The sequence below is a fragment of the Shewanella sp. MF08487 genome (genome assembly GCF_050848685.1).
Lineage (GTDB): Bacteria > Pseudomonadota > Gammaproteobacteria > Enterobacterales > Shewanellaceae > Shewanella > Shewanella glacialipiscicola.
The window spans coordinates 78,777-98,481 of record NZ_JBOZPB010000004.1; the positions used below are offsets into that span (position 1 = coordinate 78,777).

General features: G+C 46.3%; 19 protein-coding genes and 1 pseudogene. 9 read left to right on the plus strand and 11 right to left on the minus strand.

Annotated features, from left to right (window positions below; translation table 11 throughout):
• Window positions 1-123 precede the first annotated feature (123 nt).
• Window positions 124-357: a DUF3319 domain-containing protein gene (locus ACRN9H_RS04150; RefSeq protein WP_432312583.1), complete on the plus strand. Its 234-nt coding sequence runs from the start codon at window positions 124-126 to the stop codon at window positions 355-357.
• 17 nt (window positions 358-374) lie between these two features.
• Here the strand turns inward: ACRN9H_RS04150 and ACRN9H_RS04155 are convergent, their stop codons facing one another.
• Window positions 375-1,274, minus strand: a complete 900-nt coding sequence (locus tag ACRN9H_RS04155; RefSeq protein ID WP_263187729.1) for a LysR family transcriptional regulator — start codon at window positions 1,272-1,274, stop codon at window positions 375-377.
• 318 nt (window positions 1,275-1,592) lie between these two features.
• Between ACRN9H_RS04155 and ACRN9H_RS04160 the strand changes: the two genes are divergently transcribed.
• A complete protein-coding gene (locus ACRN9H_RS04160) occupies window positions 1,593-2,555 on the plus strand; it encodes an AEC family transporter (protein WP_432312584.1) in 963 nt (320 codons plus the stop codon).
• Window positions 2,556-2,683: 128 nt separating this feature from the next.
• Entirely contained in the window at window positions 2,684-4,342 is a 1,659-nt protein-coding gene (gene recN, locus ACRN9H_RS04165) for a DNA repair protein RecN (RefSeq protein ID WP_432312585.1), read from the plus strand.
• A gap of 69 nt (window positions 4,343-4,411) precedes the next feature.
• On the opposite strand, the gene ACRN9H_RS04170 is transcribed toward recN, so the two are convergent.
• From ACRN9H_RS04170 to glyA, 9 genes are all read right to left on the minus strand, one after another.
• A complete protein-coding gene (locus ACRN9H_RS04170; RefSeq protein WP_432312586.1) occupies window positions 4,412-4,906 on the minus strand; it encodes a phosphatidylglycerophosphatase A family protein in 495 nt (164 codons plus the stop codon).
• Between the two features lie 15 nt (window positions 4,907-4,921).
• Window positions 4,922-5,878, minus strand: coding sequence for a thiamine-phosphate kinase (thiL, locus tag ACRN9H_RS04175; protein WP_432312682.1), 957 nt, complete (start codon window positions 5,876-5,878; stop codon window positions 4,922-4,924).
• A 78-nt stretch (window positions 5,879-5,956) separates the two neighbouring features.
• Window positions 5,957-6,361: a transcription antitermination factor NusB gene (nusB, locus tag ACRN9H_RS04180; RefSeq protein WP_076496480.1), complete on the minus strand. Its 405-nt coding sequence runs from the start codon at window positions 6,359-6,361 to the stop codon at window positions 5,957-5,959.
• A gap of 11 nt (window positions 6,362-6,372) precedes the next feature.
• A complete protein-coding gene (gene ribH, locus ACRN9H_RS04185) occupies window positions 6,373-6,852 on the minus strand; it encodes a 6,7-dimethyl-8-ribityllumazine synthase (RefSeq protein WP_006082639.1) in 480 nt (159 codons plus the stop codon).
• A gap of 130 nt (window positions 6,853-6,982) precedes the next feature.
• A complete protein-coding gene (ribBA, locus tag ACRN9H_RS04190) occupies window positions 6,983-8,086 on the minus strand; it encodes a bifunctional 3,4-dihydroxy-2-butanone-4-phosphate synthase/GTP cyclohydrolase II (protein ID WP_432312587.1) in 1,104 nt (367 codons plus the stop codon).
• Window positions 8,087-8,152: 66 nt separating this feature from the next.
• The gene (locus tag ACRN9H_RS04195) at window positions 8,153-8,809 is read right to left on the minus strand and encodes a riboflavin synthase (protein WP_432312588.1); all 657 of its coding nucleotides are present in this window, start codon (window positions 8,807-8,809) and stop codon (window positions 8,153-8,155) included.
• 11 nt (window positions 8,810-8,820) lie between these two features.
• Window positions 8,821-9,975, minus strand: coding sequence for a bifunctional diaminohydroxyphosphoribosylaminopyrimidine deaminase/5-amino-6-(5-phosphoribosylamino)uracil reductase RibD (gene ribD / locus ACRN9H_RS04200; protein WP_432312589.1), 1,155 nt, complete (start codon window positions 9,973-9,975; stop codon window positions 8,821-8,823).
• Between the two features lie 132 nt (window positions 9,976-10,107).
• Window positions 10,108-10,557, minus strand: a complete 450-nt coding sequence (gene nrdR, locus ACRN9H_RS04205; protein WP_076496475.1) for a transcriptional regulator NrdR — start codon at window positions 10,555-10,557, stop codon at window positions 10,108-10,110.
• A gap of 269 nt (window positions 10,558-10,826) precedes the next feature.
• A complete protein-coding gene (glyA, locus tag ACRN9H_RS04210; RefSeq protein ID WP_432312590.1) occupies window positions 10,827-12,080 on the minus strand; it encodes a serine hydroxymethyltransferase in 1,254 nt (417 codons plus the stop codon).
• A 189-nt stretch (window positions 12,081-12,269) separates the two neighbouring features.
• On the opposite strand from glyA, the gene ettA reads away from it, so the two are divergent.
• Entirely contained in the window at window positions 12,270-13,937 is a 1,668-nt protein-coding gene (ettA, locus tag ACRN9H_RS04215; protein ID WP_107948641.1) for an energy-dependent translational throttle protein EttA, read from the plus strand.
• Between the two features lie 204 nt (window positions 13,938-14,141).
• Here the strand turns inward: ettA and ACRN9H_RS04220 are convergent, their stop codons facing one another.
• Window positions 14,142-15,083, minus strand: coding sequence for a LysR family transcriptional regulator (locus ACRN9H_RS04220; protein ID WP_432312591.1), 942 nt, complete (start codon window positions 15,081-15,083; stop codon window positions 14,142-14,144).
• 273 nt (window positions 15,084-15,356) lie between these two features.
• Here ACRN9H_RS04220 and ACRN9H_RS04225 point away from each other — a divergent pair, with 273 nt between their 5' ends.
• The 5 genes and pseudogenes from ACRN9H_RS04225 to ACRN9H_RS04245 form a co-directional block, all read left to right on the plus strand.
• A complete protein-coding gene (locus tag ACRN9H_RS04225; protein WP_432312592.1) occupies window positions 15,357-16,280 on the plus strand; it encodes an MBL fold metallo-hydrolase in 924 nt (307 codons plus the stop codon).
• A 219-nt stretch (window positions 16,281-16,499) separates the two neighbouring features.
• Window positions 16,500-17,192: a DsbA family protein gene (locus ACRN9H_RS04230; protein ID WP_432312593.1), complete on the plus strand. Its 693-nt coding sequence runs from the start codon at window positions 16,500-16,502 to the stop codon at window positions 17,190-17,192.
• A 2-nt stretch (window positions 17,193-17,194) separates the two neighbouring features.
• Window positions 17,195-17,665, plus strand: a complete 471-nt coding sequence (locus ACRN9H_RS04235; RefSeq protein WP_432312594.1) for a nuclear transport factor 2 family protein — start codon at window positions 17,195-17,197, stop codon at window positions 17,663-17,665.
• A gap of 311 nt (window positions 17,666-17,976) precedes the next feature.
• A complete protein-coding gene (locus ACRN9H_RS04240; protein WP_432312595.1) occupies window positions 17,977-19,179 on the plus strand; it encodes a metallophosphoesterase in 1,203 nt (400 codons plus the stop codon).
• Between the two features lie 202 nt (window positions 19,180-19,381).
• Window positions 19,382-19,588 (plus strand): annotated as a pseudogene (locus ACRN9H_RS04245) (hypothetical protein); the annotation flags it as partial.
• Between the last annotated feature and the right edge of the window lie 117 nt (window positions 19,589-19,705).

Genomic DNA, 19,705 nt, shown 5'->3' on the forward strand with positions numbered 1-19,705 from the left:
GCAACTCAAGCACTGATTACAAAACCATCTATGCCCTCACTACCACATCCTGTTGTAAAGAAACCTCATAACGAATAAGTACCATCGCTCACAATGACCCTCGGCTAATTTGGAGTTATTTCAATGAGAAAACTGATTTATCAAGGATTTATCTTCACTAATAGCGAAGGACATACCGACAGTTGGAAACTAACGATTAAAGATCAACACCGTATTGGTTCTTTATTCGAATTACGCCGTTTAGTCGCGTACTACTTGGAATTAGGCATATTACCTGCGACACGTTCGAGTCTTCAAGATGCGAAACAAATACAAAACACTATGACTAAAAATACCGTAAAGCCCCGAAAAGGCTAGCAATATTGGTTACATTCTTAACACATAGAAAATAACTCTGGTGCCTTTGACTGCATAAACTCGATAAAGACTCTTACCTTGAGTGGCTGTTGACTGCGCTGATGATACAAAATCGAAATTCGTCTCTGCTCTCCCACCCATTCGGGTAATAACACTTTTAGCAGCCCATCTTTAATCTGCTGTTTAACAAAGAGTTCTGGGCCATACAAAATACCGCCATGATCCAATGTAGCCTGAATCGCCCCGTGTAAATCTGTTAAGGTTAACTTAGTCGAACCATTAAAATAAAAAGAGTCACCGTTTGCATGCTTTAGATGCCAATTAAATAAGGGCCAAACTTTAATCAGTTGATGGGCCTCAAGATCATTAGGATGCTCAAGTTTAGGTGACTGAGCTAAATATTCAGGCGTGGCGAACAAGCAATAATCGAGCTCACCTAAGGTACTGGAAACCCAAGAGGAATCGGGCTGCGCCCCACCAACAATCGCCACATCAATACCTTTATCAATTAAATCCACTAACTCATTGCTCTGGGAAATATGCAAATTGATATCGGGGTACAAACGGCCAAATTCATTTAAGGCTTTAATAAAGACGATAGAAATAATCGAAATTGGCGCTGCGATACGTAAGGTTCCCTCAAGTTTATCGCTGCCTAGGCCACTTAATTCATCAAATTGAGTCACCACACTCTGGTAGCGCTTAAATAGCGCAAGCCCCTCTTCAGTCAATCGCAGTTTACGGGTGCTGCGCATAAAGAGCTGCTTATCGAGTTTCTCCTCCAACTTAGCTAATTTACGACTGACAGTGGCGATGGGCATGTCTAAATCCTTCGCTGCCAACGAAAAACTGCCCGCATTGACTAAGTGGACAAAAAGATAAATAAGTTGGAGTTCAGCCCCTAAGTCATCACGCATTTCATGTCCTCTTTTTTAATAACGGCCGCTTAGGGCACTCAGGGAAACAGTAGCAGCTGATCAAGTTCATTAAGTGATTAAATGGCTAAGTAATTGTGTTTTAAACGGCAAATTATTACTTCTACGACCATAGCGCAATAGCTTTGCGCTAAAATGATATGTTATTTTGTAGCAAGTTTTGCTGCTCTGGCACTCACTTTGGATTTAGCGTAACAGACAAAAAATCAAATACTGCAATATAGCGATTAAGAATTAATGCGCCAGTAAAAATAACCGCAGTGAGTTTATCACCATTTAATTGTAAGGATGAGTGAGGGAATGACGATTTTAACCCCTCTGTTTGCCGTATTCGGGATCATGTTGCTCGGCACGCTGGTACAAAAAATAAAACTCTTGCCCGTGGATACGGATCAAGTGTTAAACCAGTATGTTTATTATATTGCCTTCCCTGCAATCATGCTTATCGCCCTTGCTCAACAACCGATTAACGAGATTTTACAATGGGGATTTATTGCCGGCTACAGCACAGCTATGGTCATCACTTATCTTATTTGTCTTGGGCTTTCGCTGATAGTTAATCCTCAACAGCATGCTATTGCCGCCATTCGAGCACTGAATGCCACCTTCGGTAATACGGCTTTTATTGGTATCCCGCTGCTTATCATTCTGTTCCCGCAACAACAAAGTGCTTTAGTCGCGGCGGCAATTGCCAGCTTATTATCTGTGCTGATGTTTGCTGTGGCTTTAGTGTCAATGGAACTGGCGACAAATACGCAAAGACAACACCACGCTTTGATAATCATAGCAATGGCGATAGGTAAAAATCCTATTGTAATAGGCAGCTTAATTGGCGTGGGTATTTCAGCGTTAGAAATAAATTTGCCCTCAGGACTCGCGCTGATGATCCAGCAGATAGGCAATACCTCAAGCCCTTGTGCACTATTTGCTATCGGCATGGTACTCGCCAAAGCCATGCGCTACCAAAAAGATAGCAAGGTATTTAGTCTTAAAAACGTTATAGAACTCAGCCTTATCAACCTCTTCAAGCTAGTTGTCCAACCGGTACTCGTCTACTTTATGCTTACCCGTTTTGGCGTGAGCGGCGACTACCTAATCATGGGCGTGATCTTGAGCGCACTGCCCACTGCGGCGAGCGTTTACTTGCTCGCCCAGCGCTATAATACTCAGGCTTCAACCAGTGCTCAGGGCATTCTATTTGGCACCTTAGTCACTTTCATCAGTTTGCCTATCTTAGAAAGCTTAGTAAGAACCTACGCATAATCAGTAAATTAAAAATATTTACTGCCGATAATGACGATTATTTACCCAAGCCACTTTACTGTATATAAAATCAGTATATACTGTTTATCAATACAGTGGTTTGGTATGTTTTTCGACAGGAATTCACTATGCTTTGCCAACTCAGCATTAATAACTTCGCTATCGTCCGTTTTTTAGAACTGGATTTTCGCCCCGGTATGACCAGCATCACAGGTGAAACCGGTGCAGGTAAATCGATTGCCATCGATGCGCTAGGCCTGTGCCTAGGCAATCGCGCCGATGCCAGCAGTATTCGCCCCGGAGCCAATAAAACAGAGGTCAGTGCGCGCTTTTCTTTGGATGATATTCCACTGGCCAAACGTTGGTTAGAAGATAACGATCTTGAACTAGATGATGAGTGCATCCTACGTCGAACGATTGGTAGCGATGGCCGTTCACGCGCCTACATCAATGGTAATCCAGTACCACTGACACAACTCAAATTACTGGGTCAGTTGCTTATCGGTATTCACGGCCAACATGCGCACCATGCGATGTTAAAGAGTGAACATCAACTCACCCTGCTTGACAGTTATGCCAACCACAGATTGCTCATCGATACGGTCGGCACCAGCTTTCAACGCTGCAAACAAATTGAGGCTGACCTAAAGCAACTGGAAGCTTCTCAGCATGAACGTATTGCCCGTAAGCAATTAGTGCAATATCAAGTAGAAGAACTCGATGAGTTTGATCTTAAAGTCGATGAGTTTGATGAAATTGAGCAAGAGCACAAACGTCTGGCCAATGGTACTGAGTTGATTGATACCTGTCAGGCAAGCTTAGACATACTCACTGAAGCCGAAGAGAGCAATATAGAATCACTACTCAACCGAGTCGTTTCCCTCGCCGAAGATTTGCAAAGCTACGATCCGGCATTAAGTAATATCAGCACTATGCTGAATGATGCACTGATCCAAGTACAAGAAAGTGCTGGTGAATTACAGCACTATTTGAGTAAGCTTGAACTCGATCCAACCCACTTTGCCTATTTAGAAGAACGGTTATCAAAAGCCATGCAACTGGCGCGTAAGCATCATGTCAGCCCAAATAAACTGGCCGAACATCATTTGTCATTAAAAGCAGAGCTGAGCACCTTAGACAGCGATCAAAGCAAACTCGAAGAAATTCAGTTACAAGTCGATGCCAGCAGAGCCGCTTATCTTAGCAATGCACAAAAGCTAAGCCAAAGCCGCGCAAGATATGCCAAAGAGCTTGATAAACTCGTTACTCAGTCAATCCACGAACTGAATATGCCCAAGGGAAAATTTACTATCGAAGTCAATTTCCACCCAGAGCAGATGTCCATCAATGGCAGTGACAATATCGAATTTATGGTGACAACTAACCCAGGCCAGCCTTTACAACCCATTTCTAAGGTGGCTTCAGGCGGTGAACTTTCACGAATAGGCTTAGGTATTCAAGTTATTACGGCGAAAAAAGTCGCCACACCAACGTTGATTTTTGATGAGGTAGATGTGGGTATCTCTGGCCCAACCGCCGCAGTGGTTGGCCGTATGTTACGTAGCTTAGGCGAGTCGACCCAAGTATTGTGCGTAACTCACTTACCCCAAGTTGCAGGCAATGGACACCAACATATGTTTGTCGATAAGTTTAATAAAGCGGGCAGCACTGAAACAACCATGAAGTCACTCGATCGTGAGCAGCGCATACAAGAACTCGCCAGACTATTAGGCGGCGATACTATCACCAGCAATACCCTCGCAAACGCTAGAGAACTGCTGCAATAGTTGGAAAAAAGAGAGTCTGGGATAACACGACGAAAGAACTAAATTGACATCAAAACAAAGGGCTAGCTGTTAGCTAAAACACCACACTAGCCCTTGCAAACAAATAAAGGCAAACACGCCGGCTAAAACATCATCAATCATAATGCCAAAACCGCCTTCAACTTTGGCATCGAGCCAACGAATCGGCCAAGGCTTAATGATATCGAAAAAGCGAAATAGACCAAACCCGACTAATAGCCAAACCCAGCCTGCTGGCGCTGCTATCATAGTGATTAGTAGCCCAGCCACTTCATCCCACACAATGGCACCATGATCGTGTACACCCATGTCATTTGCGGCTTTACCACAAATATAAAATCCTGCTAAGACACTGATTAAGGTTAGACCGAGATACCAAGTCAGCGGTAATGGCGCCATAAGCAAATACAGGGGAATTGCTGCCAAGGTACCGAAAGTGCCGGGCGCTTTAGCGGCGAGTCCACTACCAAAACCGAGTGCTAAAAAATGCACAGGGTTCTTTAATGACAGACGAGTTAACGCCTTATCCTTTGACAACCATTTCATGAACATGATCTTCGCTTAAAAGTGCTCGAAACCGTAATATGGTGGGGTAAAGGGCTCACCATTGAGTTGTAATTTGAGTTTACTGCCGGCACAAATTTGTCCTACACGGACAAATTTAGTCCCCGTATGGTTCAACGTTGTTTCAAGAGCGCCTTTTTGGGACTCTGGCACCGTAAACAGCAATTCATAATCTTCGCCGCCCGTCAGTGCATAGCCCAGGGCTTGCTCCTCACTCACAGTCTCTCTCATCGCCTGTGATAACGGAATGCAATTAACATCAACAATCGCTCCTACCGCTGCAGCTTTAAGAATATGGCTAATATCTGAAATCAAACCGTCAGAAAGATCAATCGCACTAGAGGCTAACGATCGTAACGCTTGGCCCGCTAACACTCTTGGTGTCGGACAATAATGACGATTGACAAGAAATGCTTTGTTTTCTGCGCTAGCTTGTTGAGCGCCTCGGATAATATCTAGACCTAGAGCTGAATCGCCAAGCGTGCCAGTGACATAAATCCAGTCACCCGCTTTAGCACCATGTCGCGTGAGGGCCTTACCCTGCGGAACCTGGCCGTGCACGGTAATATTAATCGCGCGTGGACCGCGAGTAGTATCGCCACCAATCAAAGCAATGCCATAGTAATCGGCGGCTTCAAATAAACCCTCGCTAAAACCACTGAGCCAAGTTTCATCGACGTCAGGCAGCGTTAAAGCAAGCGTCATCCATGCGGGCTCTGCGCCCATGGCTGCCAAATCAGATAAATTTACCGCTAAGGCTTTGTAACCTAAGGCAGCTGGAGGCATATCGGGGAAGAAATGGACATTTTCGACTAAGGTGTCACAGGAGATAGCAATCGACTTATTTTCTGCCGGTTGCACTAAAGCGCAATCGTCGCCGATGCCTAGCTTGACATCACGGCGAGTGGGGCCGCGATTGCTAAAATAACATTCAATTAATTGGAATTCTTTCACTGTACAGTTTGGCACGACTCACATCGGCCACCTTTGTTAGCAATGAAAAACGGTATCCTAAGATACCGTTTGTCTTTGTTACTTACGTGCAACCAGTTTGTCGAGCAGTCCGTTCACAAACTTATGGCTCTCGTCCGCACCGAAAGATTTCGCCAATTCGATCGCTTCGTTAATCGCAACCTTATACGGCACATCTTTGCGGAAAGTCAGCTCATAGGTCGCTAAGCGAACAATGGCTTTCTCAACTGGAGACACTTCATCAATCGGGCGTTCCAGATGCGGGATGATCAGATCATCCAATTGAGTTTTCTTCGTTGCAACGCCTGAAAATAGCTCACGAAAATAAGCTACATCAACACCGTCGAGACTTTGTTCAGTTAAAAACTCATGCTCGACATCGGCAATATTATTCCCGCTTAGTTGCCATGAATAAATGGCTTGAACGGCTAAACGGCGGGCCTTGCGGCGCTCAGAAGGCTTCATTATTTTTCCTACTATAACAACTGTTGTTCAAGTTCTTGCAGAACATTGACCATTTCAAGCAGGCTTAGAGCAGCTTCGCCGCCTTTGTTACCCGCTTTGGTACCTGAACGTTCAATCGCTTGTTCTATGGTATCTGTGGTCAAAACACCGAAAGCAACAGGCAGATCAAATTCTAAAGCAACTTGAGCTAGCCCTTTATTACATTCGCCTGCAACAAAATCAAAATGAGGAGTACCACCACGGATCACCGCACCTAATGCGATAATACCGTCGAATTTACCACTGGCAGCTACGCGACGCGCAGCTAGCGGCAACTCAACCGCACCAGGTACACGGACAACAGTGATATTGTCGTCGCTGACTTGGCCAAAACGTTTCAGCGTGTCAAGTGCACCTTCAAGCAAGCTCTCAACTAAAAAGCTGTTGAAACGCGAAATTACAATCGCAACTTTGGCATTTTTCGCTTCGATATTACCTTGAACTACGTTCATTATCTTACCTAATTTAGCTAAAGCACCCAGCTCGGGGCGAAAAGTGGCGACATGATATCACAGCCCATTGCCCAGAGCCCTATGCAAATTATCAGAAATTGTTAATTTTACTTCAGTGTAACTTTGGGTTTTAGTCCGCCACATACTCGGTCACTTCAAGGCCAAAGCCCGAAAGTGAATGGTAACGTTTAGGCGAGCTGAGCAGGCGCATCTTAGTCACGCCAAGGCTAGCGAGGATTTGCGAACCCACACCAACACGGCGCGAAGTCCCCTGCCATTTTGCAGAAGCAGGCGCTTGGCCTTGATCTTCGGCTTCAAAGGCTTTCACCTTAGAGAGGATTTCACAGGGATGTTCTTGATTCCCTAATAAAACCAATACGCCACCTTCTGCAGAAATACGCTCCATCGCCTTTTCGAGGGGCCAGCTGCGTTGCTGATCGCGCTCTGAATGGAGTAAATCGTTGAAGGTGTTTTGCAGATGCACGCGCACCAAACAATCACTCTTCACCTCACCTTTGACTAAGGCAAAATGCAGTTGATTGTCGATGGTGTCTCTAAAGGTCACCATATCGAACTCACCGAAACGGGTGGGTAACTTGCATTTAGCCTCACGCACAACCGTGGTTTCTTGGGTATTGCGATATTCAATTAATGCCGCGATAGTACCAATTTTAATACCGTGCAACTCAGAGAAAACCTCTAAATCTGGGCGACGTGCCATGGTGCCGTCTTCGTTCAAAATCTCAACGATAACGCCCGATGGCTCAAGTCCCGCAAGACGGGCTAAATCACAACCGGCTTCAGTGTGGCCTGCACGGGTTAATACGCCGCCATCTTGTGCCATTAACGGAAAGATATGCCCAGGTTGCACTAAATCAGACGCTTTAGCCTCTTTAGCGACAGCCGCTTTGACTGTTACAGCGCGATCGTGGGCCGAAATACCCGTAGTGACACCTGTCGCCGCTTCAATAGACACAGTAAAGTTAGTCGAGAACTGGGCGTTATTGTTTGTCACCATTAAAGGCAGATTCAATTGCTGACAACGGGCTTTAGTCATCGTTTGACAAATCAATCCACGGCCATATTTCGCCATAAAATTAATTGCTTCTGGCGTTACCATTTCGGCCGCCATGATCAAATCACCTTCGTTTTCTCTATCTTCGTCATCCATCAAAATAACCATTTTACCTTGACGAATATCTTCGATGATCTCTTCTATACTGTGCAGCGCCATTGTAGGACCTTATGATTTTGCTGTTGTTATGAAATTTTACACCTTAGCAGTACGATTGCCAGTGCACTAACGCACAAAGCCGGCACGGGCTAACATGTCCATCGTTACGCCACCGCTCTTGTTGTCTTTACCATCGTAATTCATCAAGCGCTCAAGATAACGGGCAATTAAATCTACTTCGATATTCACCTTATCACCCGCTTGCAGGCTAATTAAGGTGGTTTCTCCTGCGGTATGCGGCACTATGGTTAAGCGAAAACGACTGCCGTCAACTTCATTCACCGTTAGGCTCACGCCATCAATGGTGATCGAACCTTTATGGGCAATATAGCGCCCTAACTCTGCGGGTGCCGCTAACCAAAACTCAATGGCTTGACCGCGAACAAGACGCTGCTCAACCGTAGCAATACCGTCCACATGGCCACTGACCATGTGTCCCCCTAAACGCGTAGTAGGGGTGACGGCTTTTTCTAGATTAACCTTAGAGCCTACTTTATAGTTCGCAAAACCCGTTAGGCTTACAGTTTCGGCTGAGACATCAGCCACATAACCGTCAGCTAATTGCTGCACCACTGTTAGGCACACGCCATTAGTAGCAATACTGTCGCCTAAGCGTACATCGTTTAAATCCAATTTGCCGCTCGCCACGGTAAGACGAATATCATCGCCTTTACGCTCCAGTTTGCGCAGGGTGCCAACGGCTTCAATAATCCCAGTAAACATGGTTAACTCACTTAGTTAGATAAAGAGGGATCTGGCATAAGGCTCAAGGTCAAACGGGTATCTGGCCCTAATTTACGCTCATCGACCACGGTTAATACCGGAATTTGCGCCATGGTTTGATAATCGGGCAATTGTAATAAATTACGCCCTTGCCCACCGAGGATTTTCATCGCTTGGTATAGCACTAACTCATCGGCCAGCCCCTGCGCTAAAAACGCGCCCGCTAAGGTTGCACCCGCTTCCACCAGCACTTGATTACAACTTTGGCCTAAATAGCGTAATAGATCAGGTAATGACACGCGACCTGCCATTGCCGGTAACACAAGGCAACTCACATGGGAGGGCAATTGTGTTTGAAACGCTGCGGGATATGCCACGGTCGACACCAACAATATTGGCGATGCGATAGACAAAAAAGCGGCTGTTGACGGCAAACGGGCACGACTGTCGAGTATCACTCTTAATGGCTGTAGTAATTGCGCCTCAGTTACCCTGTCTTTTAAACTGCCCAGCTCTTGATAACGCACATTGAGCGAAGGGTCGTCCGCCAGTATGGTTTCAATCCCCGTTACCAGCGCGCAAGCACGTAAGCGTAAGCGCTGCACGTCGCGGCGTGATTCAGGGCCAGTGATCCATTTAGATACACCGTTAGACAGTGCTGTTTTACCATCAAGACTTGCCGCTAATTTGACTGTAACTCTTGGCAGTCCTAATTCCATACGTTTCATAAAGCCCGCATTTAAAGCATAAGCTTCATGGCGATGTAAGCCGACATCAACCTCGATGCCAGCGTCGCGTAGCATTTGAATACCGCGCCCACCGACTTGTGGATTAGCATCTTCCACCGCTACCACCACACGCTTAACGCCAATATTGATCAGCGCTAAGGCGCAGGGCGGCGTGCGGCCATAATGGCTACAGGGCTCTAAAGTCACATAAGCCGTTGCGCCGCGTGCTTCTTCACCCGCCATACGCAGCGCATGGACTTCAGCGTGGGGCTCTCCCGCTTTTTGATGATAACCTTCGCCGACAATGTGGTTATCTTTAACAATAACGCAGCCCACACTGGGATTAGGTCTCGTGGTGTAAAAGCCTTTGCGCGCCAATTGAATCGCGCGGCTCATCATTTGAATATCCAGCACCGACCAACTTATGTTCAAGCTCATGTTTAACCCTATTGTTAAAGGTTTCGTCTTTCACCTTGCTAATAAAATCAGTCTGTTAAAGCTATTTAATAAAAGCCATCTTTCAAATCTATGTGACCAAACGCCTAACCTAAAGGCTGCAAAGCTGAATAACTACTTTTGCAGTTTGGCTATCGCTTCGCCAAATTCGGATACATCTTCAAAGGCGCGATACACAGAAGCAAAGCGTATATATGCTACTTTATCGAGCGTCATTAATTGCTCCATCATCAAGTTACCAACCATTTCTGACGGCACTTCTCGCTCACCTGTCGCGCGCAGGGTCGATTTGATTTTACTGAGCGCTTGTTCAATTTCATCCATAGACACGGGGCGTTTTTCAACGGCACGCAGCATGCCACCTTGGAGTTTTTCTTCATCGAAGGGTTGGCGTGAACCATCGCGCTTAATCACCCGCGGCATCACTAACTCAGCGCCTTCAAAAGTGGTAAATCTCTCATGGCATTCGGTGCATTCTCGGCGACGGCGCACTTGATGGCCTTCTGCCACTAAACGGGAATCGATAACTTTAGTATCTGTCGCGCTGCAAAATGGACAATACATTGAACCTCCTGCCTGTAGATAAAGATAAAGCCGTAAATAGCCTTGTTTGCTAAGTATCAGCCAAACTCAATTGATTTAGGCCTAAGATTTTACCAATAAAAATGGCCGCTAGATGCGGCCATGGGATTTTATCCTATTTATGGGCTGAGGTTAACTACCTGATGTAAGTACCTAGCGCTAAGTACCTAATGTTAAGTACCTGATGCTAAATATAAGTCTCAGTAGTCGATCTCAGCCTGTCATCTAATTAAGCGTAGATGACGGGCAAATTAGCCGTAAACAGGGAAACGTGCGCACAGTGCCAACACTTGGCCTTTCACACGCTCAATCACGGCAGGGTTATGGGCATCATCGAGGATGTCACAAATCCAACCTGTCAGTTCTTTTGATTCTGCTTCTTTAAAGCCGCGACGCGTAATCGCTGGCGTACCGATACGCACACCTGAGGTCACAAAGGGTGAACGTGGATCGTTTGGTACTGAGTTTTTGTTCACGGTAATGTTAGCGCTACCTAAGGCGGCATCGGCTTCTTTACCGGTTAAGTCACGACCAATCAGATCAACTAACATTAAGTGGTTACTGGTTCCGCCAGAGACGATTTTGTAACCGCGCTCAAGGAACACTTCAACCATCGCTTTAGCGTTATTAACCACTTGCTGTTGGTACACTTTAAATTCTGGCTCTAGGGCTTCTTTGAACGCAACCGCTTTACCGGCGATAACGTGCATTAATGGGCCACCTTGACCACCTGGGAATACCGCTGAATTCAACTTCTTGTACAAGTCTTCATCGTCAGCAGCAGACAGGATCACACCACCACGAGGACCGGCTAAGGTTTTGTGAGTCGTTGAAGTCACAACGTGTGCGTGTGGTACTGGATTTGGATAAACGCCCGCAGCGATAAGACCGGCAACGTGCGCCATGTCGACAAATAGGTAAGCACCTATTTTATCTGCAATTTCACGCATTTTTGCCCAGTCAACGATACCAGAATAGGCAGAGAAACCGCCGATCATCATCTTAGGCTTATGTTCTACGGCCAGACGTTCCATTTCGTCGTAGTCAATTTTACCTGACTCGTCGATACCGTAAGGAATGATGTTGTACAGTTTGCCAGAGAAGTTAACCGGTGAACCGTGGGTCAAGTGACCACCGTGGGCTAAGTTCATGCCCAGTACGGTATCGCCAGGTTTTAACAATGCCATGTAAACCGCGCTGTTTGCCTGTGAACCTGAATGAGGTTGTACGTTAGCGTAAGTTGCGCCAAACAGTTCTTTCGCACGTTCAATCGCTAAGGTTTCAACTACGTCCACATACTCACAACCACCGTAGTAACGCTTGCCTGGATAGCCTTCAGCGTACTTATTGGTTAACTGTGAACCTTGCGCTTCCATCACGCGTGGACTGGTGTAGTTTTCAGAAGCAATCAGCTCAATATGCTCTTCTTGACGCAGAGTTTCATTCTGAATTGCCTTAAACAGTTCCGGATCATAATCTGCGATATTCATATCTTTTTTCAGCATTGCTTACTCCAGCTGCCAATTCTTATAGGTAGGGTTGCGCGGTATTCTACTCGGAACGCGGTCACAATCCCAGTATTTGAAACATGAAATTCCTGCAGAGAGTGCTTGAACTTGGCTCATTGTCGAGTTGAGTTCGGCGCGCAATCGAGTAGAATTAGCCGCATCATTAGTCACTTAAGATAGAGAAAAATGGCTCAGTTTGTTTACAGCATGCTGCGGGTGGGTAAAATTGTTCCGCCTAAGAAGCAGATCCTTAAAGATATTTCTTTAAGCTTTTTCCCCGGCGCCAAAATTGGCGTACTCGGCCTCAACGGTTCAGGTAAGTCGACACTACTGCGCATTATGGCGGGTATTGACACCGAAATTGAAGGTGAAGCGCGCCCAATGCCGGGATTGAAAATCGGTTACCTGCCGCAGGAACCTAAACTCGATCCGAATCAAACCGTGCGTGAAGCGATTGAAGAAGCGGTAGCAGAGGCAAAAAATGCCCTGACTCGCCTCGATGCCGTTTATGCCGCCTACGCCGAGCCGGATGCCGATTTCGACGCCCTTGCAAAAGAGCAAGGCGAACTCGAAGCCATTATCCAAGCCCAAGATGCCCATAACTTAGAGTACGTCCTTGAGCGCGCCGCCAACGCCCTGCGTCTGCCAGATTGGGATGAGAAAATCGAAGTATTATCCGGTGGTGAACGTCGCCGCGTGGCGATTTGTCGCTTGCTGCTTGAAAAACCAGAAATGCTGTTACTGGACGAACCCACCAACCACTTGGATGCTGAATCTGTGGCGTGGCTTGAGCACTTCCTGCAGGAATATGCTGGTACTGTGGTCGCGATTACCCACGACAGATACTTCCTCGACAATGCCGCTGGCTGGATTTTAGAACTCGACCGCGGTGAAGGTATTCCGTGGGAAGGTAACTATTCTTCATGGCTTGAGCAGAAAGATGCCCGTCTGAAGCAAGAATCTGCCACCGAAAGCGCTCGCCAAAAGACCATTGCCAAGGAATTGGAATGGGTACGTCAAGGTGCGAAAGGCCGCCAGTCAAAGGGCAAGGCCCGTATGGCGCGCTTTGAAGAACTGAACACTAACGATTACCAAAAACGTAACGAAACCAACGAGCTGTTTATTCCGCCCGGACCACGTTTAGGCGACAAGGTTATTGAAGTGAATAACCTGACTAAATCTTATGGTGACCGCGTTTTGATCGACAACCTGTCGTTCTCTGTGCCTAAGGGCGCGATCGTCGGCATTATCGGCGCCAACGGCGCGGGTAAATCGACCCTGTTCCGCATGTTATCCGGCGCTGAAACGCCTGACAGCGGCAGCATTGAGCTGGGTGAAACAGTGCAATTGGCATCAGTTGAGCAGTTCCGCGATTCAATGAATGATAAGAACACCATTTGGGAAGAAATCTCCGGTGGTCAAGACATCATGCGTATCAATAACATGGAAATCCCGAGCCGTGCCTATGTAGGCCGCTTCAACTTCCGTGGTGGCGATCAGCAAAAAGTCATCGGCACCTTGTCTGGTGGTGAGCGTAACCGAGTACATTTAGCCAAACTGCTGCAAGCAGGCGGTAACGTCTTATTACTCGACGAACCCACCAACGATTTAGACGTTGAAACCCTGCGCGCACTGGAAGAAGCGATTCTGGAATTCCCAGGTTGCGCTATGGTGATTTCGCATGACCGTTGGTTCCTCGACCGTATCGCGACCCACATTCTGGATTATCGCGACGAAGGTCAAGTGAACTTCTACGAAGGTAACTACACAGAATACTCGGCATGGTTGAAGAACACCTATGGCGCCGATGTGGTTGAGCCACACCGCTTGAAATACAAGCGGATGATTAAGTAGATCTAGAATCTAGAATCTAGAATCTAGAATCTAGTCAAGCATGTATCTGAGGAGTTTAACTCGAAAGGGTTAAGCTCCTTTTTTATGGCATCCCGTTACGCTATAAGTGCCGCAAGCTTTGGCACTATTTCAAGCTAACACTATTTTAAACTGGCACTATTTCAAACTAGCACTATTTCAAACTAGCACTGTTTCAAACTAGCACTATTTCAAACTAGCAAAATAGGCCACCAGCATATCCATCATTACCCTAAGTGCAGGCTGCATGTGTTTGCGTGATTGATACACTCCATATACACCGAGGGACTGAGGTGTAAACTCAGTTAATAAAGGCACTAGCTGACCCGAGTCTAAATAGGGTTTCGCCGCCCAAACCGGCTGCATAGCAATTCCCTCACCAGCCAGCGTGGCATTAAGCACCACCATGGAATCATTGGCGCTGAAATTACCATTCACAGGCACATTAAACGCCTGGCCTTGGTTTGACTTAGGATCGGAGTTCAACGCTTGAGCCTGTTTCGCCCCTACATCGGTTTTATAAAAGCGCCACATCACATCGCCAAAATAAGAATAGGTTAAACAGTTATGCTGAGTTAAATCCTCGGGATGCAGCACGGCGGCGCGCGCTGCAAGATAACTCGGTGCGGCGCACACCACAGATTCGCATTCACCTAAGCGCCTTGCGATAAGATTGGGATCGAGTTCATTGGTGATGCGAATAGCCAGATCAATCCGCTCGGCGACCAGATCGACGGTTTGGCTGCTCACGTGGAAATTCACACTCGCCTGCGGATAACTGGCTAAGTATTGGCGCACCACGGGCGCTAAAATCTGATGCGCCAAAAACTGGGAGCAGCTAATACGCAACAAGCCGCGCGGAATCGCCACAGCGGCATGACTCACCGCAGGCACTTCATTAGCCAATTCGAGCAGTCGATGGCAATAATCCAACACTTGCTCACCCGCTGGCGTTAAGCTGAGGCTACGCGTCGAGCGATGCAGCAACCTAGCACCGGACCATTCTTCCATTTCGCTCAAGTAACGGGTCACCATAGAACGCGACATATCTAAAGCATTGGCGGCGCTTACCATGCTGCCGCGCTCAACAATAGTCACAAACACCTTAGCCGCTTCGAGTCTATCCATGATTTATCTCCACTCACGTTCAATCAATAACGTTTAATCACTCACTTTCAATCACTCGAAGGCTCACTCACATACTCGCGCCCCACATGAATAATAACTAATAGTACATCCGGCTATTCGTCCGATTAATGCAACAAACATGGGCAGATACTCGCATTTATCTATTGATTATTGCAACCTATACTTAACTCACTTTTTGCAGCAGCTGCAAATCAATGAATGCTAAATCGAACCTTTTTACTCTTTCATCTTGTGACTATAAGTGAGCCAAAAATGAACACATCGACCTATGCTATACGCAACACAGTTAACGCCACATTGAAGGCCTCGTCTAACATCAGCCTAGCCGCTACCTTACTGCTAGCGGGACTCGGCGTGGTCAATGCTGCACCATTGCAAGTGAGCCATTTTAATCCGGGCGAAAACAGCATCTTTGCCGTGTCATCGAGCTTTATCAGCGGCGAACACGAAATGATGCTAGTCGATGCGCAATTTCAAAATAACGATGCCCAAACCTTGGTTGATACCATTAAGGCCAGCGGTAAAAAGCTGACTCAGGTGTATATCAGCCATAGCGATCCTGATTTCTATTTCGGCTTAGCCGTGATTAAAAAGAATTTCCCCGATGTACAAATCGTCGCGACTCAAACCACAATCGATGCCATTAAAGCCTCAATGGAAGGCAAACTCGCCTACTGGGGGCCGATTTTAAAAGATAATGCGCCAAGCGAATTAGTGTTACCTAAGGCGATTCACAGCGACACTTTCACTATCAACGGTGAGCAAGTGATTATCAAAGGTTTTAATGATAAACACCCTAAACACACTTTCCTGTGGGTGCCATCGGCAAAAACCATTACAGGTGGCGTAGAAGTATTTGATAACACGCATGTTTGGATGGCTGACACTCAAACTACCGCAGAGCGTCAGGAATGGTTAACTCATTTAGATGCGATGGAAAAACTGCTGCCGACCACAGTGATCCCAGGGCACTATTTAGGCGAAGCGCGATTTGATACCCGCGCCATCGGTTTTACCCGTGAATATGTAAAAGCCTTTGAAGTCGCAGCAAAAGCCTCGAAAGATTCAGCCGAATTAATCCAAAAGATGCTGGCGCTATACCCACAAATGCCAGCCGATGCAGGGCTTGAAATCAGCGCCAAAGTTTACATGGGCGAAATGACCTGGCCTATGTAAGCCCAGTACTAATATCTTAGCGATAAGGGACAGCTAGTTAGGTGTAAAAGATAGTTAAGTGCAAACAGTTAAAGACAGGCACGTGTTCGATTGCGTGCCATTTTTTTAGCTAAATGACTGCACCTAAATAACGGTACCAAACTAACGATTTTAATCGATGTTCTCAAAGGGCTTAAGTCGCTAATGTCGCGACGAACTTAAGCCAAAAGGTTTAATACTATGACTCAGCCAACACCTCATCCAACTAGCACAACCAGCAGCACAGCAACGGCCAAAGAGCGCACTCTGCACGCCATTATCGACCCTTTATGTGGTTGGTGTTATGCCGCAGCGCCTTTACTCGATGCCGCTGCAAAAGCAGGCTTTACCATTAAGCTCCACGGCGGCGGTATGCTCACGGGCCCAAGACGTAAACAAATCGATGCTAACTGGCGCGACTATGTTATGCCCCACGATCTGCGTATTGCCGAGCTAACAGGACAACCTTTTGGGGAAAACTATTTTGATGGTCTGCTGCGCGATACCGCAATCGTACTCGACTCGGCGCCTCCTATTAAAGCCATGCTCGCAGTCGATGCTATGGGTGGCGACAGTTTGGCCTATCTACACTCAGTACAACTGGCCCATTACCGCGATGGTCACAGCGCCAGTGATGAAGGTAATCTGGCAAAGTTAGCCGCTGAACTTGGGCTCGACCCTATGAGCTTTGCGCAGCATTATGCCCAAGGTGAAGACAAGCTATATGAGCATATTGTTGAATCCAGAGCATTACTGAATCTGATGGGTGCCCAAGGCTTCCCTTCAATGGCTATAGAGGATGATGACGGCAACATAACCGCCATTAATATCAACCGCTTTTATGGCCAACCCGCCCAGTGGTTAAGCCATCTTGAAGCACAGTTTGAGTCGTAATCATGCCAACGCTTAATAGTGTTCCAACAAGCTCTTTAGTGAGTGAGCCTGCTCAGTTAAATCTCATTGAAACAGCAAGGCAAACTGATGCGAATCTTGCTCTGGTTAAAAGCACCTATGAGGGAAGTAGCTCAGCCGAGAACGCCAAAAATCTTCAGCATGCCTTAGCGAGTGACGCGCGCTGGACAGAGGCCGCGGGGTTTCCCTATGCGGGCACTTACGTAGGCTTTAGCGCGATAGCCGCCAAGGTGTTCGCCCGCCTCGAAACTGAATGGGATAACTATCGCGTCGATATCGAAGACTATGTCGCCCAAGGCGATAAGGTTTTTGCCTTCGGCACTTATTCAGGTACCTATGTCAAAACGGGCAAGTATTTTAGCGCCCGAGTCGCCCATTTGTGGAAGATACACAGCGGCAAAATCGTCAGTTTCGAACAGTTTGTCGATAGTCATACCGTCGTCAATGCCATTTAAGTGTCAATGCATGCAACGTTTAATGCCATGCAACTACAGTCATCAGCTATAGACATACAAGTATGAAATAACTAAATAATGTGGCGGGCAAGTTTAATTTAGCCCGCATCGCGACTTGTCGACCCTAAGCCTTATCCGTATGATTTAGTGTTTTCAATATGTTGAGCGCTTGACATTAAGTACTTGAGATTAAGCGTTTGAAGTTGAACGCTTGAGATTAACTTCGTAAAGTTACACATTCGAAGACTCATCAACTCAAGTGTCTAAAATGACAGAATGAATAACTAAAACAAGAACAAGGATGCGGTCTAATGCGAATCAATTCGATACCAGTCGGGGCTCACCCCATCACACACTCTAATACCCGACTGAGCCGAGCCAGCCAATGGATACTCAAGCAACATAGAAAATTCACGCCCCTGTTATGGCTTGTCACCGCACTCTCTTTCTCCTCACTCTCTTTTACCTCTCTGGCGGCCAATGCAAGTGATGCCGAGCCAGAACTAAACATTCAAGAAAGTAGTGTCACCGATGGCCCTTATGTGTTTTTAAACGATGCTCAAAAAGACACGGCCTATTGGATTTGCCAAAGCGAGCTAAAACAAACGCAGATTGCGAAGGCGCAGTTAACTCGCCCTGCCAGTTGCGGTGAATTACCCCAACCGCACCTTCATACACAAGCTGTCACGGTTGAGCCAGACACCTTTACTCATGTCAGCAAAATTGTCGCCCTTAGCGATGTGCATGGCCAATTTGATGTGATGATTAACTTGCTAAAAGCCCATAAGATTATCGACAAAAATAACCACTGGACCTTTGGTGACGGTCATATGGTGATGACGGGAGACATGTTTGACCGTGGTCATCAGGTCAATGAAGTATTGTGGTTTTTATATGCCTTAGATCAAGAAGCTCAAGCTGCAGGTGGACGCTTACATCTACTCATGGGCAACCATGAGCAAATGGTGTTTCGCGGTGATTTACGTTACGTCAATGAACGTTATCAAGTTTCGGCTGACTTACTCACTCGTAGCTACGATGCGCTCTATAATAAAGACACTGAAATAGGCCAGTGGCTTCGCAGCAAACACACCTTAGTCAAAATCAATAATATCTTGTTTATGCATGGCGGCATCAGTCCTGAATGGGTCGAGCGTAAATTACATATCAGCGATGCTAACCAACTATTTCGTCAGCATTTAGATGATAAAAAAGCCGATTTGAAGCAAGATGATTTACTCAACTTTCTGTTTTTTACCAATGGTCCGACTTGGTATCGTGGCTACTTTAAAGATGAACTGAAAGAGTCGGATATCGATAGCATTCTGAGCTATTTCAAGGTCGAGCATATTGTCGTTGGACACACATCGCAGGAACAAGTGCTTGGTCTCTATCACAATAAAATCATTGCGATAGATAGCAGTATTAAGAATGGTCAATCCGGTGAACTCTTGTTTATCGACGCAGGCAAACTCACACGCGGTCTGTATCAGGGTGAGCAGGTTTCACTATAACCTGCCTCACTAATATCTTTTGCCCTAAAACGTGAATGCCCTAATGCATGAATAAGCGAGGGCAATAAGGCATGAATGAGCAAGGGTAAAACGGGCGCCCACCATGGTTCTAAATCTGTAGAGTTCTCATCTGCATGGCTCTAAATCGGCATAGTTCTAAATCTAAATGGCTCTCAACATGCACTCATCTTAATATCCAAATGAAGTGTTCCACTTAGGTATTTCGTTAGCGGTAGCCGACCACTCGCAACTGGTCGCTGAGTTTAATAAAGGTCTAGGGAGTATGTGTAAAGATGGTCGTTTAGCTGAAATATTAAGCCAATATTCTCAACATGATACCGTTCAACCTCCTATCGAAAAAAAGCCTATCCAGCCCATCATTAAAATTTCTCCCGAGTACCGCCCATAACGGTATTCATAATCAGCTGTCCAAAGGTGGCTAAATAGACGTTTTATGGCGTTTAATGCCTAAAAACACAATTTCTTTCATTTTCGTTCGCTAAAATTTACAAACTTTTACCCAACT